This window comes from Streptomyces sp. NPDC054932 (assembly GCF_053610205.1).
This window is the reverse complement of sequence record NZ_JBSGXU010000067.1, coordinates 26,003-40,329: the sequence shown is the minus strand read 5'-3', so window position 1 is coordinate 40,329 and position 14,327 is coordinate 26,003. Positions and strand designations below refer to the sequence as shown.

General features: G+C 69.5%; 10 protein-coding genes and 3 pseudogenes. 8 read left to right on the top strand and 5 right to left on the bottom strand.

Annotation, left to right across the window (positions count from 1 at the left end; all coding sequences use genetic code 11):
- The 5 genes from ACWGE1_RS19765 to ACWGE1_RS19745 form a co-directional block, all read left to right on the top strand.
- On the top strand, nucleotides 1-2,468 hold a 2,468-nt coding region (locus ACWGE1_RS19765), incomplete at its 5' end, for a hypothetical protein (protein ID WP_453421781.1).
- Nucleotides 2,469-2,631: 163 nt separating this feature from the next.
- Entirely contained in the window at nucleotides 2,632-3,324 is a 693-nt protein-coding gene (locus ACWGE1_RS19760) for a hypothetical protein (protein ID WP_453421780.1), read from the top strand.
- Between the two features lie 370 nt (nucleotides 3,325-3,694).
- Nucleotides 3,695-3,874 carry a hypothetical protein gene (locus tag ACWGE1_RS19755; RefSeq protein WP_453421779.1) on the top strand — a complete coding sequence of 60 codons (180 nt, stop codon included), beginning with the start codon at nucleotides 3,695-3,697 and terminating at the stop codon, nucleotides 3,872-3,874.
- Nucleotides 3,875-3,930: 56 nt separating this feature from the next.
- Nucleotides 3,931-5,208 (top strand): SpoIIE family protein phosphatase, encoded by a 1,278-nt coding sequence (locus tag ACWGE1_RS19750; protein ID WP_453421778.1) that lies wholly within the window; start codon nucleotides 3,931-3,933, stop codon nucleotides 5,206-5,208.
- 98 nt (nucleotides 5,209-5,306) lie between these two features.
- A complete protein-coding gene (locus ACWGE1_RS19745) occupies nucleotides 5,307-6,335 on the top strand; it encodes an MASE1 domain-containing protein (RefSeq protein WP_453421777.1) in 1,029 nt (342 codons plus the stop codon).
- A 44-nt stretch (nucleotides 6,336-6,379) separates the two neighbouring features.
- Here the strand turns inward: ACWGE1_RS19745 and ACWGE1_RS19740 are convergent, their stop codons facing one another.
- The gene (locus ACWGE1_RS19740) at nucleotides 6,380-8,257 is read right to left on the bottom strand and encodes a PAS domain S-box protein (protein WP_453421776.1); all 1,878 of its coding nucleotides are present in this window, start codon (nucleotides 8,255-8,257) and stop codon (nucleotides 6,380-6,382) included.
- Nucleotides 8,258-8,509: 252 nt separating this feature from the next.
- A complete protein-coding gene (locus ACWGE1_RS19735) occupies nucleotides 8,510-9,484 on the bottom strand; it encodes a CorA family divalent cation transporter (RefSeq protein WP_453421775.1) in 975 nt (324 codons plus the stop codon).
- A gap of 342 nt (nucleotides 9,485-9,826) precedes the next feature.
- Here ACWGE1_RS19735 and ACWGE1_RS19730 point away from each other — a divergent pair, with 342 nt between their 5' ends.
- A complete protein-coding gene (locus ACWGE1_RS19730; protein WP_453421774.1) occupies nucleotides 9,827-10,141 on the top strand; it encodes a hypothetical protein in 315 nt (104 codons plus the stop codon).
- Between the two features lie 90 nt (nucleotides 10,142-10,231).
- The gene (locus ACWGE1_RS19725) at nucleotides 10,232-10,642 is read left to right on the top strand and encodes a RidA family protein (RefSeq protein WP_453421773.1); all 411 of its coding nucleotides are present in this window, start codon (nucleotides 10,232-10,234) and stop codon (nucleotides 10,640-10,642) included.
- A 692-nt stretch (nucleotides 10,643-11,334) separates the two neighbouring features.
- On the opposite strand, the pseudogene ACWGE1_RS19720 reads toward ACWGE1_RS19725, so the two are convergent.
- Nucleotides 11,335-12,068, bottom strand: a pseudogene (locus tag ACWGE1_RS19720) (IS481 family transposase); the annotation flags it as partial.
- A gap of 242 nt (nucleotides 12,069-12,310) precedes the next feature.
- Between ACWGE1_RS19720 and ACWGE1_RS19715 the strand changes: the two are divergent.
- Nucleotides 12,311-12,862 (top strand): SMI1/KNR4 family protein, encoded by a 552-nt coding sequence (locus tag ACWGE1_RS19715; RefSeq protein ID WP_453421772.1) that lies wholly within the window; start codon nucleotides 12,311-12,313, stop codon nucleotides 12,860-12,862.
- 14 nt (nucleotides 12,863-12,876) lie between these two features.
- On the opposite strand, the pseudogene ACWGE1_RS19710 reads toward ACWGE1_RS19715, so the two are convergent.
- Together ACWGE1_RS19710 and ACWGE1_RS19705 are read right to left on the bottom strand one after the other, a co-directional pair.
- Nucleotides 12,877-13,230, bottom strand: a pseudogene (locus tag ACWGE1_RS19710) (transposase); the annotation flags it as partial.
- A gap of 169 nt (nucleotides 13,231-13,399) precedes the next feature.
- Nucleotides 13,400-14,125 (bottom strand): annotated as a pseudogene (locus ACWGE1_RS19705) (beta-ketoacyl [acyl carrier protein] synthase domain-containing protein); the annotation flags it as partial.
- Between the last annotated feature and the right edge of the window lie 202 nt (nucleotides 14,126-14,327).

The following is a 14,327-nucleotide window of genomic DNA, read 5'->3' as shown; positions in this document are numbered from 1 at the left end:
GCGTGGTGACCGCCATCGAGGCCATCGTGGACGCCAACGCCGACACCGGATTCCTGCGGGCGGGCGCGCGCGAGCTCGTCCCGCCGGCCACCGCCCGCCACACCGGCCGGCTCGCCCAGCCCGGGCCCGGGGGCGTCCAGTGGTCGTTCCCCGAGCCGGTCTTCCCGATCACCGTGGCGCTGGAGCTCTGCCGCGACCCCGAGCTGGTCGATCCGGCGCTCACCGCGAGCGCGACCCGCGACCGCACCACCGTCCCCGCCGACCGGTCCGCCGACCCGACGCAGGACGGCGCGCTCTCGCTGAAGGCGTTCGCCGCCCAGGTGCAGCAGGCCGTACCTGTCCTGCGGCTGGCCACCGCGCCCGGGCAGACGTCGGAAACCGACGTCTGGGCGGTCGTCTTCGCCCCGGACGGCATCGAGCGCGTCAGCATCGACCCCCCGCTCGACATCGCCGACACCCCGCAGCCGCGCACCTTCGCCATCCGCCCTCTCGCCACCACGCTGATCGCCCGCCAGGGCGTGTACACCCCCGGGTTCGACGCCTCCACCGGGCTGCTGACGGGTGGTGAGGCACTCGACTACCAGGGCATCGACCTCGAGGTCTGGGCCCGGCGGTTCCTCACCGACGTCGAACTCCTGCTGTCGGCCGCGTACGCCGACGGGGCTTACGCGCTGGGCCGTGACGTGCTCGACCAGCTCATCGGCTGCAAGAAGTCGCTCGCCGGAGCCCTGGCGCAGGGGCTCGACTACGTTCTCGTCGGGCAGGCCCCGCAGACCGGACCCGACCTCAAGCGGGCCGCAGCCGTCGAACAGCTGCGCCAGGAGCTGCTGGTCTCGCTGAGCCGCGGCTACGCGACCTCGGCCGTCGTGCAGTACGACACCAGCGCATCCTCCCCGTGGACCGGCCTGTCGGCGCGGTTGTCCGGCAACCCGGTCGTCGGCTACGGCGACGTCCCCGCGCGGCTGCGGACCGCGACCGTGTCGAACGGCAAGGTCTCGCTCGCCGACGGCGACTCCCAGGTCAGCTTCCTGGTCACCGTCCCCGACGAGGCCGCGCACGCCGCGCTCGACCTCACCCTCGACTTCGCCGTCCTGGAGCTGGAGTTCGGCATCGCACCGGAGGTCGAGGGCTACGACCGGTCCGACTGGCTCAGCTTCGTCACGCCGATCGGATCCGGCTCGCCGACCGCCCTCGACTTCGACCTCGGCGCACCGCGCGTGCCGATCCCGCTGCGCGCGTACCCGCCGATGCCGATCCTGCTCGACCACCACGCCCTCGGCCCCGGCCAGGCCGCGCGGCTCGACGACGTACTGCACTGGCAGTACCGGCTCTCGGTGCAGCACCAGTCCGCCGAGCAGGACACCGTCGAACTGCGGGTCAGCTACAACCAGTCCCCCCGTCCGACCGCCGCCGCGCCGGCTGACGACCTGTTCACCGCGCTGGCGCAGTACACCGCGGTGTCCGCCCCTCTGTTCGGCCTGCTCGCCGGGCTGCCCGACTGGGAACACGCCGGCGCCGACCAGCGCACCGCCCTGACCAACGCCCTGGGCACCTGTCAGACGCTCGCCTCGGCCGTCGCCCAGGCCTGGACCACGCACTGGGGGCAGGATCCCGCCACCGCGTCGGCGGTCCCCGCGATCGCGGGCGGCGGGCCGGTCCCGGCTGCCGTCCACCTGTACACCCTCGGCCTCGACGCCGAGGACGGCTGGTACGCCACCCTGCGGCTGACGCACACCGTGGAGTCCGGCCCCGACGACGTGGGCTGGCCGGAGATCGTCTGCGTCACCGAGGCCGGCGACCGCTGCGACCTCACGCGCGTCGACCCCGAAAGCTGCGGGTGCGCCGACACCGAGCACTGCCAGTGCTACGCCTTCCCGTTCGAGACCGTCGAGGCGTTCACCCTGCTCACGTTCGAACTGACCTTCCCGCCCCTGCACGTCGCCGCCTACCAGAACGCGTCGGCGAACGCCCGGGTCACTCGCAACGCGCGGCTGCTCGGCGAGGGCTGGCCGGACACCGCACCGGCCTTCGTCTACCGGACACCGAAGGTCGGCTACCGCGAGCCGGTGGTGCCGTTCATCGACATCACCGGCGCCATCCCGATCGACCCGTGGTCCAACGAACCCCTTGCCCCGATGTTCGCGGCCGTTTTCGACGGCGACCCGACCGACCGCACGATCGCGATCGGCGCGCGGTACGAGTACACCCTCGTCCCCGCCGATCCGCCGGTGACGGCGCTGCTGCCCGTCGTGCAGTCCACCGTCGGGTTGTACGACACCACGACGATCCCAACTCTCACCTCGGCCCTCGACGGCTGGAGCGCCCGCGAGCAACCCGCGACCGCGGACGGCGCCTGGGCCTTCCGCCTGAGCCTGTACTCGTCCCTCGACTCGGCGCTCCAGCGCCCGATCCTGCAACTCAAGTGCTTGTCGTCCCCGCTCACCACAGTAGGGGCGCCGTCCGAATGAGCCCGGTCCTGACGGTTGCCGGCTCCAGCAGCGGTAGTGACACAATTCGCCGTACAAAATGTGACTCCGCGTGACGCCCGTCGACCGCGGAAGCGCCGCAACTTTTCGATCTTGGTGCCGGTTGCCACGGTGTCCTGCAAGCGGTGAGCCTCGAGGAGTATCCGTGAAGTACCGCAAGGCTTCGGCTGCGGCGGCTGTGGCTGTGGCCGTCCTGGTCTCTCTGGGCGGCAGCCCGGTGTCCGGCGCCGAACAGCAGCGGGCGGCATCCTGCGCGGCGTGGACGAAGGTGGAGGCCATCGCCTACTCGAAGCGTTCCGACGGCGGCTTCCGCAGGGCCGGCGGGACGGTGCCCACCGTCCGCAAGGACACGTGCTTCATCGAGATGGACGAGAACCGCTTCGCCCCGGGCTGGTACACGGGCTGGGACGGGTACTGGAGCCTCGCCAAGGAGAACGACCGGGGAGCGGTGTACAAGCAGTTCGCGTACGCGGTGGTCCGCAGGGAATCCAGCGGATACCAGGAGGGCTACACCGTGGACCTGGACCAGCTGCGCGATATCACCGAGAACGTCAACTGCGACGTCAGAGCCACGGCGGGCCTCGCCCGTGCCTGGCGAGCGGACATCCGCATCTACGGCGAGCCGAACCGGCAGCTGACCGGCTGGATCAGGACCTGGAACGAAGTCTCCGGCTTCACCGACACGGGCGGACGCTGGCGCAAGGACCAGTGCGTGAAACTCACCGGCAGCGCGGCAAAGTGGCAGGGCCACACCTACTACGAGACACCGCAGTCAGGTTCCGGTGGCGGACACTACGACTGGATCCGCGACGACGAGATGCAGCTGCAGCGCACATAGCCGAACCTGCCCGGATGAGCAAATGATCTCTGTCTCGGTGGATCGTTGCGTGCGAGACTGCGCGCTGGGCGGAGCGGTGAGGGGCTGCCGGGCCCGCGCCGCCCGGCACCGCACCTCGCCGCGTTGTCGGAACACCGCAGTATGTCCAGCACAACGGCGCTCCTCCGCCCAGGGGGCACCTCCCAGCGGTAGCTGGGGGAGATGCATGGCACCGGACGACACGGGCCCGACCGAAAGCATCCAAAGAGACGGCCAGGTGGCATGCCGCTTTCGGAGTAATGACTGTTTTGACTGAGCGGCCGTGACACGCTGTGGTCTCGATCGATCAGGGTCGCGTCAGGAGACCGGAATGCACCGCTCAGGTGAGGGGTTGTCTGAGCGGATCCATCCTGCCCTGCGGGCCGACCCGACGATGTCGGTGCCGAAATGGAGCAACCCCGACGAGACCGAGCCGGACGGCAGGCCGCGCCGAGCGTTCACCACGACCGGCACCGGCTTCGGCCGGCTGAAGGTGACCGTGGCCCGAAATCCGACTGCCGGGCGCTCCTGATGGCAGGAAACGAGGAAGGGAAACATTCGGGGCAGCCGTACCTTCCCGACCTGCACGTGCGTCTGCGTACCGAGTTGGCCAGGATCGACGAGCAGCTTCACTCCCTGCTGGCCGCCATGGACCGACTGCAGGGCCTGCTGGACGCGGTGGTGGCCATCAGCCGGGAGGTGGAGCTCCCCGACGTGCTGCACCGCATCGTGACCACCGCCATGGACCTGGTCGGCGCCCGCTACGGAGCACTGGGCGTACTCAGCCAATCCGGCGAGCACTTGGAGCAGTTCATCACCGCAGGTCTGTCCGAACAGGAGCGTGCCGGTCTCGCCGAGACCGGTTTGCCTCGCGGTAGGGGTGTCCTCGGACACCTGATCCACCACCCCGAACCCCTGCGGGTCGACAGCATCTCGACCCATCCGTCGTCCACGGGCTTCCCGCCCGGCCACCCGCACATGAACACTCTGCTCGGCGTCGCCATCAGCGTCCGCGGTGAGATCTACGGCGACCTCTACCTCTCCGAGCGGCGCGATGGGCATCCCTTCGACGTCCACGACGAGAACGTCGTCGTCGCCCTGGCCAGCGCCGCCGGAATCGCGATCGAGAACGTCCGCCTGTTCGAACGGGTGCGCCTCGGAGCCGAGCAGTTCCAACGGCTCCTGTTGCCGAGACTGCCCGACCTGCGACCTTTCGCGGCGGCCGCCATCTACCGGCCCGCTGCCGAGCCCAGTCAGCTCGGCGGGGACTGGTACGACGCCATCCCGCTGACCGACAACATCGTGGCGATCGTCATCGGTGACGTGGTCGGTCACGATCTGGAGGCCGCGGCCTCCATGGCCTCCACCCGTAACATGCTGCGGGCCCTGCTGTTCGAACAGACCCGTCCGCCCGGCGCCATCCTTGCCCAGCTCGACCGCACCCTGCACGCCATCACGAGCAATCCCGTCACCACCACGACCCTGGCGCGCATCGAGCCCGAGGGGCCGGGCTGGCGGCTCCACTGGAGCACCGCGGGCCACGTCCCACCACTGGTGATCGCCCCTGACCGCCCGGCGGAGTACCTGTTCGCCGAGCCCGGGGTACCGCTCGGTGTCGATCCCGATCAGCCCCGCCCCGACCACTCGCGCTTCCTGCCCGCAGGCGCCACCGTGGTCTTCTTCACGGACGGGCTGATCGAGCATCCCGACCACCCCATCGACGAGAGTCTCAACCGGCTCACCGATCTCGCCACCGCGTATGCCTCACTGCCCCTGCAGGAGTTCGTTCAGGCCCTGGCCGATCACCACCCCAGCGACGGTCACGACGACCTGGCCATCCTCGCCCTGCGCACCCCGCACCTCTGACGCCGTGTCTCACATCCGGCTCAACCGTTCCGTGGAGGATCCGAGGGATCCGACGGATGATGGACTTCGGGGCGATATCGATGCGGAGGTGTCGCCTGATGGCTGCCGCGCGGCCTGAACAGCTCCGGCGGGCCGGTCTGGCCGTCCTGGAGATCTGCGCCGTTGCCGCGCTGTACTACGGCTCAGCCGCGCTGGGACTGGTCCAGCAACTGGTGGGGGGCCAGGTGACCCCGCTGTGGCCGCCGACCGGTATCGCCCTGGCGAGCCTGCTCGTGCGCGGTCTGCGGGTCTGGCCCGGGATCGCGCTGGGCGCCTTCCTGGTCAATGTCCCGCTCGGCCCATCGGTCCTGGCCGTGCTCGCGATCGTCGCGGGAAACACCCTCGCGCCCGTGTGCTCCTACGCGCTGCTCCGCCGTACGGGGTTCCGTAACGAATTGGACCGCTTGCAGGATGCGCTCGGGCTGATCTTCCTCGGTGCGTTCACCGGGATGCTGATCAGCGCGACGGTGGGCAGCGGGACCCTGGCCCTCGCCGGTGCGCTGAGCGCCGACGAATTCTGGCCGACCTGGTCGGTCTGGTGGACCGGCGACGCGATGGGCGTACTGGTGGTAACACCCGTCCTGCTCGTTCTCCGCTCCGCACGCTGGCCGAAGGACGCCCGGCCGTCCCGCTGGGCGGAGGGACTGCTGCTCCTGGCGGCCACCATCGGTGTCGGTTTCCTCGAGATCAGCAATACGCCGCTCATGTTCCTCGGCTTCCCGCTGCTGATCTGGGCCGCCTTCCGTTTCCAGCTGGCCGGAGCCGCACTCTGCGCCCTGTCCGTGTCGACCTTTGCCATCGTCGCCGCTGCCCGTGGATCAGGCCCGTTCGCCGGTCATGACCTGCTCACCAACATGATCACCCTGCAGGCGTTCAACGCTTCCTCGGCGCTGACCGCGCTGCTGGTCGCGGCAACCGTCAGCCAGCGCAACCAGACCCAGAAAGAGATCGCGCGAGCCTGCGCACTGCTGGCCGAGATGGTGGCCACGGTCACTGCCGGTGGCCACCATCCGAGGTTTCTCGATCGTGGGGCAGAGAGGGAGGAAGAGACGGAAGAGGACAGCGGACCGACCGGGAGACCGGTGTGACCCCCACGCCACCGACACGCACGTGCGGCAGTCGGCACCCCCTGTCAACGACGTGGGGCAGGCAACGGCAGGGCGAACCAGACGGCCTTGCCCTCGGCTGTCGGGAGCGTGCCCCAGGAGCTGGCCATGGAGTCCACGAGGAGCAGACCTCGGCCCGATTCCGCGTCCGGTGCGGCGAAGCGGGCCTGGGGAAGCACCGGGCTCCCGTCGCAGACCTCGACCCCCAGCTCCCGTCCGGCCTGCCGCATCCGGAGCCGGAGCGGGCCGCGGCCGTGGCGCACCGCGTTGGAGAGGAGTTCGGAGACCAGCAGACAGGCCGTCTCTCTCAGCTGTTCGTCGTCCTTGCCCCACTCGGCCAGTGTGGAGCGCAGGAACCGCCGGCCTTCACCCACGCTGCTCGGATCGGCGTCCAGGACCACGGTCCGTGAAGTGGCCGGGATCTCCGGGATGCGCACGAGCAGGAGGGTCACGTCGTCCGGGTTGTCGTCGACGTCCGGCAGGAGCTCGCTGAGCAGCCGGTCGGCTGCTGCTTCAAGGGATCCGGTCGTCGCGAGGCCCTTCTCCAGCACATTGGCGAGCCCGTCGAGCTGCCCTTCGATGTCGCTTCCCGGGGTCTCCACGAGACCGTCCGTGTACATAGCCAGCACCGAGCCGGGGGCGACTCTGTGCCGGCTCTCGTGGTGGGGTACCTCGCCGACCCCGAGCGGGACGCTCACGTCCGCCGCGAGCCGGGTCACCTCGCCCCCGGGACCGGCCAACAGGACGGGCAGGTGTCCGGCCGAGCAGACGGTGACCTCGGCCGCGTCGGCGTCGACGACGAGGTAGCAGCAGGTGACGAACTGGTCCGGGAGTTCACTCACCACGGCGTCGAGGGCGCGCATCAGCTGCCAGGGCGGCATCCCTGTCTTGGCCAGGGCGTGGGAGGCGGATCGCAGCTGCCCCATGACAGCGGCGGCATCCAGGCCGCGCCCCATCACATCGCCGATCATGACGCCGACGCGCCCACCGCCCAGAGGGATCAGGTCGAACCAGTCGCCGCCCACCCCGGCACCCTGCCGGGCCGGCAAGTACCGGCTGGCCGTCGACATCCCCGGCACGTCGGGCGGTGAGCCCATGAGGCTCCGCTGGAGGGTGAGGGCGACATGACGCTGCTGCTCGTAGAGCTGGGCGAGTGTCTCCTCGGCGGCCTTGCGTTCGGTGACGTCGCGAATGGCCGCGGAGACAAGGGTGCCGTCAGGGGTCTCCAGGGGGCTGAGACTGATCTCGACCGGGAACTCGCCCCCGTCCCGGCGCAGCCCGTACAGCTCCAGGCCCGCACCCATCGGCCGGACCTGCCGGTTGACGAAGTAGCCGCCCCGGAAGTCGGCGTGACGGCCGCGGAACCGGTGGGGTACGAGTACCTCGACGGCCCGCCCCAGCAGGTCCTCGCGGGCGTATCCGAAGAGCGCCTCGGTCTGCGCATTGACCAGCTGGATGGCGCCCCTCTCGTCGACGATCACCATGGCGTCGGGCGCCGACTCCAGCAGGGCCCGGAAGCGCGCATCGGCGGCCCTGCGCTCGCTGACGTCCCGTACGGCCGCCGAAATCAGCAGGCCTTCAGGTGTCTCCAGCGGGCTCAGGCTGATCTCCACGGGGAACTCGCGCCCGTCCCGGCGCAGCCCGTACAGCTCCAGCCCCGCGCCCATCGGGCGCACCTGGCGGCTGGCCGCGTAGCCGATCCGATGGCCGGGGTGCTGGCCGCGGAAGCGCTCGGGTACCAGGACGTCGATGGTGCGTCCCAGGAGTTCTTCGCGGGGGTAGCCGAACAGGGCCTCGGTCTGTGCATTCACCAGACGGATCACCCCGGCGTCGTCCACGATGACCATCGCGTCCGGTGCCGCTTCCAGCAGAGCCCTGAAGGGCTCTTCGGTCGTCGCTGCCATGCTGCGCCTCGCACTCGCCGATCCCGTAGAGGGGAGCATCCGACCACGCGGCCGAAAACCGCACCCCGGATTGACCGAGATCCATCCATAATTGACCGGCTGTGAGCGCGCCCATTGCTCCGGCCGACCCTGCCCGGAACGCGCCCCGCTGCCGCGGCGTCCAGCACTTCACGGCCGAACGGCCCTGTTCCGAAGCCCGTCGAGGGCCGGTCGGCTCGTCCCATCACGGCGCCGGCGGCAGCCGCGATGGAATCACGACAGGGGCTTCGCCCCGGGCATCGGCGGTGTTGGCCGGCTCCGGCGTCGGCGCAGCCAGACGTACAGCATCAGGCACGGCAGGAGCAGCCCGAGGAGGGTGAGGGTGAGGAACGCCGTGAAGCTGCTGATGTGGGTGACCAGCCACGCGAAATTCTGGCCGAAGAAGCCGACCACGAACGACAGCGGCAGAAAGACGCTCGCGAGGATCGTGAGCCTTTCCATCGTGGCGCTCTGCCGAAGGTTGATCTTGTTCTGCTCCACGGAGATCACCGCGATGTTCGCTTCCAGGACGGTGGTCAGCAGGTCCCGTTGGGCGGCGACCTCCTCGTTGACCAGCAGCAGGTGGTCGTGCACGTCACGCATGTACGGCTGGAGCGCGGGCGGCGTCCTTCCTGGCTGCAGCCGCCTGGTGAGGACGGCGAGCAGCGGGTGTACGGCGCGGTAGAAGTCGGTGGCCTCGCGGCGCAGGGAGTAGATCCGTTCGGTCGGGGCGACCGCCCCGGAGAACACCGTGGCCTCGATCTGCTCGATGTCCCGCTCGAGTTCGCCGACGACCGGCGCGTAGCTGTCGACGACCTGGTCGAGGATCGCCCACAGCGTGGCGGCGCTGCCGGTCTTGAGCAGTTCGGGGCGGCTTTCGAGTCGGCTCCGGGCCTCGTGCAGCTCGCTCGCGATGCCCTGGCGGACGGTGATCACGAAGTGGTCGGCGAGGAAGATGCTGATCTCGCCGGTGTCGATCTCCTCGCGCTCGTCGTCGTAGCGTGCCGTGCGGAGGATGATCAGTTCGGTGCCGTCCTCGTACTGCTCGGCCTTGGGCCGCAGGTGGAAGGCCGCGGCGTCCTCGACGGCGAGCTCGTGCAGTCCGAAGATCTCGCGGACCCGGTCCAGTTCCTCGGGACCCGGTTCGAAGATGCCGAGCCAGACGAATCCGCCTTGTCGGCAGCGCGCGGCCGCCTGCTCCAGAGGCATCGCGCCCTCCTGCTGTCGACGCCCGTCGCGGTAATGTGCGCAATCGACGATCATGGGCTTCCTCCTCACGGCCGACCGATGTGCGCCGCCGCCCCGTGCACGCCGGGGCACAGCGCGCCCGGTCGGCCTCACAGCACTAGATGCTCCTCCGACTCGGCAGGGATGTCCTCGCAGCGGCCCCGGCGGCTGTCCGCCCCGGTCGATTTCGCTGGTCACGGGGGCGCGAGCGGGTGGGCCCGGGCGGGCCGTGCCAATGCCCACGGCGAAGCATGGACGCTTCATCCGGCCAGTGACATGATCACGCGAGCGTCCGGCACGGGTCCGGCGCGCAGGAGAGAGATCATGAAGCTGTACCTCGTCGCGCCTCTGGTTCTCGTCGCGCTGGTCATCGCCGCCTCCGGGCTGGCGGCGGTCACTCGCGGGTGGTTGCTCCCCATGAACCGGCGGCACATCCGCAGCCCGCGCCTCTACGGCTGGGGCCAGCTGGTCACGGCCTTCGCTCTGTGCTGGCAGGTGGTCTTCGGGCTGGTGATCCACGATTCCGGCACCCGGCAGTGGGGCACCCTGACCGGCGGCGCGATTCTGGTCGCCGGATTCGCCGTCATCCTGGCGGGCCAGCTCACGGGTGGAAGCCGACAGGGCAGCGGCGCGCCCTAGCTTGTTCTTTGACCTTCTGGATGCTGCGAGTGCTGCTCGGTGGAACAAAATGCAATGCGCACCAACAGTAAGCCGGTCAAACTCGCGGGCATGACTGCGAAGATCACTCGTATCAACCCCGAGCAGCTGCATGAGACGCCCGGCTATCACCACATCACCGTGGTGGAGGCCGGTCGTACGGCCTACCTGGCGGGGCAGTGCCCTCTCGATCGGAGTGGTTCCCTCGTCGGTTCCGGATCGCTTGAGGTGCAGGTCGACCAGGTTGTCGCGAACGCACTCGCTGCCTTGGCTGCGGTTGATGCCGAGCCGAAACATGTGGTGCGCTCTGTGATCTATGTGCGGAGCGACGACAGAGACGTTCTGGGCGTCGCTTGGCGTCGGCTCACCGGCTCAGCTCTCGGGCCGGCCTTCACCAGCGCCAGCACGCTGCTGGGCGTTGCACAACTCGGCTTCACGGGGCAGCTCATTGAAGTGGACCTCACCGTGGCGCTGCCCGACTGAGCCTCTTCGTCTCCAGGTGTCGAACGTCGTCTCGAACGGGGGTGGCTCGCCTGGGGATTCGCCGGACGTGGGAATGGCCTTCGTCTGATCATGTGCTCCGACCAAGGTGCACGTGACCCGACGAAGGCCGTGAGGGTGGGTCTGCTGCCGGAGCACCGCCGCGGGCACGGAGCGATGTACGGCGGGCTCAATCACGGTCGAATCGACGCCAGCCGGCTGCCGACGGTGCCGGCCGGCTGCCGACGGTGCCGGCCGGCCTGCCGCTCCAGCAGTTCCCCCGACGGCCGGCTTGTCCTGGCCGTGGACGTCTCGCCTCGGCTGCGGTCAGACGCGCCGTGCGCGCCGGAGCGGCTGTTCTGCCACATCTGCGGCCGCGCGAAGACGCCTGCCCAGCACAAGGCCCGTACGGGGTCTGTGACCGCCTCCAGGGCTCACGTGGAGGTGCTGCCGGACGGTGCAGAAGTCAAGTTGGTGTCTTCCTGTCCAACGCCAAGACCCGCCGCGCCAAACTCTCGGCCGACAAGCTCCAAGCTCTGGCCGCCGTCGGCCTGCCATGGGCCACCTGCCATCACCCGTGAAAGCCAGACTCAGTCCACGACACGAGTCCTCGGCGCCGCGCCACCAACGGCCGGCGCCCTGCAGGGCACCCAGAGCGACCATGCCAGTGAACACATCCCGAACTCCCCCATCTCCCAGCGGGGCTGGATGTCCAGGTCGTCGCAGGTCTGGCGCCAGGTGTTCCTGCTGTAGGCCCAGGCGTTGTCGGTCAGGACCCGTTCGACGGTGATGCCCACGGACGCGAACCAGGCCGTCGCCCTCCGTAGAAAGCCGGCGCAGGTGGGGGCGGTCTCGTCGGGGAGGTCTTCGGTGTAGGCGAGGCGGGTGTGGTCGTCGAGGGCGGTGTGGAGGTAGGCCCAGCCGGTGCCGGTCTTGTTGCGTCGGCCTTGGGCCCGGCCGAGGGTCCTGTGGCCGCCGCCGTCGGGGATCCGGCCGAGTTTCTTGACGTCGATGTGGACGAGTTCGCCCGGGCGGGCGCGTTCGTAGCGGCGGACGGGTTCGCCGGTGGCCCGGTCCAGGGCCGCGAGTGGTGGCAGGCCGTGCCGGACCAGGATGCGGTGGGCGGTCGAGGGGGCGATACCGGTGCGGGCGGCCAGCCGCAGGGGTCCGATCCGGTGTTCGCGCCGCAGCCGCAGGACGTGTTCCTCGACGTGGGTCGCAGTCCTGCGGGGCTGGTGGTGGGGCGGCTGGAGCGGTCACTCATTCCGGCGACGCCGAGTTGCCGGTAGCGGGTGGCCCAGCGGGCCGCGGTGGTGTGGCTGACCTGGAAACGTTCCGCGGCCCGGCGCACGGGCCAGCCGTCGTCGACGACACAACGGGCCAGTCGCAGTCGTCCGGTCTCGGTCAGCGGGGCGTTACGGTGGGGCACGAGGGCCTCCTGCCTTCGGTGCAGATGTCGCAATCCACACCGAACCCGGAGGCCCTCACCCGTTCAAGCACCCAGCACGCGTGTCACCAACGTCCCGGGACAACACACCTAGGCCGTCTCTTTCGGATCTTGCAGGGCTCCGGAGACGGGGCCCTGGAGATTCGCTGCAGAGCCCGTCCTCGTAGGTTGGGCCCTGGAGGCGAGCGCCGCGCAGTGCGGGCGGCGGGACGAAGGGTAGGGACATGCGCGGGACGGAAGCGGTGGCGGCACTTGCCGAGCTCATGCCGATGACTGTCGGGGTCGACGAGCAGGTCGACTGGGACGAGGTCGAGGCAGCCTGGGGGACCCGGTTCCCCTCGGACTACGTCCGCTTCATGGAGGTGTACGGGTCGGGGGCGATCAGCGACGGAATCAGCATCCTGCTGCCGTCGCTGCGGGCCGAGGGATACCCCTACAGGGACGGCCCGGGCTTGCGGGACGAGACGGAGAACGCCCGCGAGACCTGGGAGATGTGCCGGGACGGCGCCGACTTCGACGTGGACCCCGAGTCCATCGTGGCCTGGGCCGTGACGTCGGGCGCGGACATCTACTGCTGGGTGACCACGGACGACGACCCGGATCGATGGCCGGTCCTGATCTGCGGACGACACACCAACCCCGAGATGCAGTTGCACCCTCTCGGCATGGCCGAGTTCCTTCATCGGCTCCTGAGTGATGCGGTGTTTCGAAAGGGGAAGATCAGTATCTCCCTGCAGGACGAGGTGTCCTTCGTCAACTGGCGGAGCGAACGATAGGCCGCATATTCGGATCACCTTGCTGACCAGATGAAGATGGCGGCGAGGTGGAGTCCGGCGAGGTAGATGGTGGCGTTTTTGTCGTAGCGAGTGGCCAGGCCACGCCACTGCTTGAGCTTGTTGATGCACCGCTCAACGGTGTTCCGCTGCTTGTAAGCCTCACGGTCGAAGGCTGGCGGGCGGCCGCCGAACCGGCCTAGGCGCTCGCGGTTCACGGCCTGGTCGGCGGGCTGCGGGATCACCGCCCGGATCCCGCGCCGCCGCAGATGACGGCGGATCGCCCGGGACGAGTAGGCCTTGTCGGCCAGGACCACATCCGGCGTTGTCTTTGGGCGGCCGGTCAGCCGAGGCACCCGCAACCGGGCCAAAGGACAGGTCGTCGGCGCTCACGCCGGCCTGGGCGTAGACCCGTTCCAGCAATGCTGCTTGCGCCTGGGCGCTGGGAAGTGCCAGCCCGGTGGTGCTGCCGTCGCTGTTGACGCCGCTCGCCGGGATCACTGCATGGATGCGGTCGCCATCCGTGAGCGCGTCGGACAGAAGTTTGAGGGCCACCACGCCGCCGCCCTTCCCGCGCACGTAGCCGTCTGCCTCCGCCGAGAAGACACGGCAGCGGCCGGTCGGCGACAGCATGGAGGCGGCCCAGAAGCCGGTGAAGCCGAAAGGACTGAGCAGGACGCTCACTCCTCCGGCCAGAGCCATACGCGCTCGGCCCATGCGCAGCGTCTCGCACGCCTGGTGCAGGGCGGTCAGGGCCGAGGAGCAGGCGGTATCCACCGTCATGCTCGGCCCGTGCCAGTCGAGCAGGTGGGAGATGCGGTTGGCGGCGTTGGTGGCCGCCAACCCAGCCATCGAGTACGCGTTGGGCGCATCACCGCCGGTGGATGGCAAGTCGGCGTAGTCGTGACTCGACATGCCGACGAACACCGCCGTGTCAGAGTCGACCGCGGCAATCTGGTCGATGCCGGCGTCGTCCAGGGCCTCGACCGCCATCTCCAGCAGCAGCCGGTGCTGCGGATCCATGCGCGCCGCCTCGCGCGGTGAGACCTGCTGGAAGTAGCCGTTGTCGAAACCGGTCACGTCCCGGAGGAATCCGCCCGCCGCCGTGTAGCTCTTGTTGTTCCTGCGCCGCTCGGTGTCGACGAACCGTTCGGGGTCGAAACGGTCGGGCGGGACCTCGCCCACCAGGTCGCGTCCCTCCTGCAGCGCTTCCCACAGGTCCTGCGGTCCATCGATTCCACCCGGTAGCCGGCACGAGAGGCCCACGATCGCCACGGCATGCCTGTCAGGGTTCGTGGGGGGCACGATCACGGAGTTCTCCCGGTGCACAAAAAGAGGGGGTGGGCAGCAAAAGACGCCTGCAGGCGATGGCACGCGAAGGGTGCTTCCGCCGCCGGGGACGCCGTGATCTTAGGAGAGCGACGAACAGTCCTTGCACGCACTACTGCGTGCGGGTGAACGCTAGGGT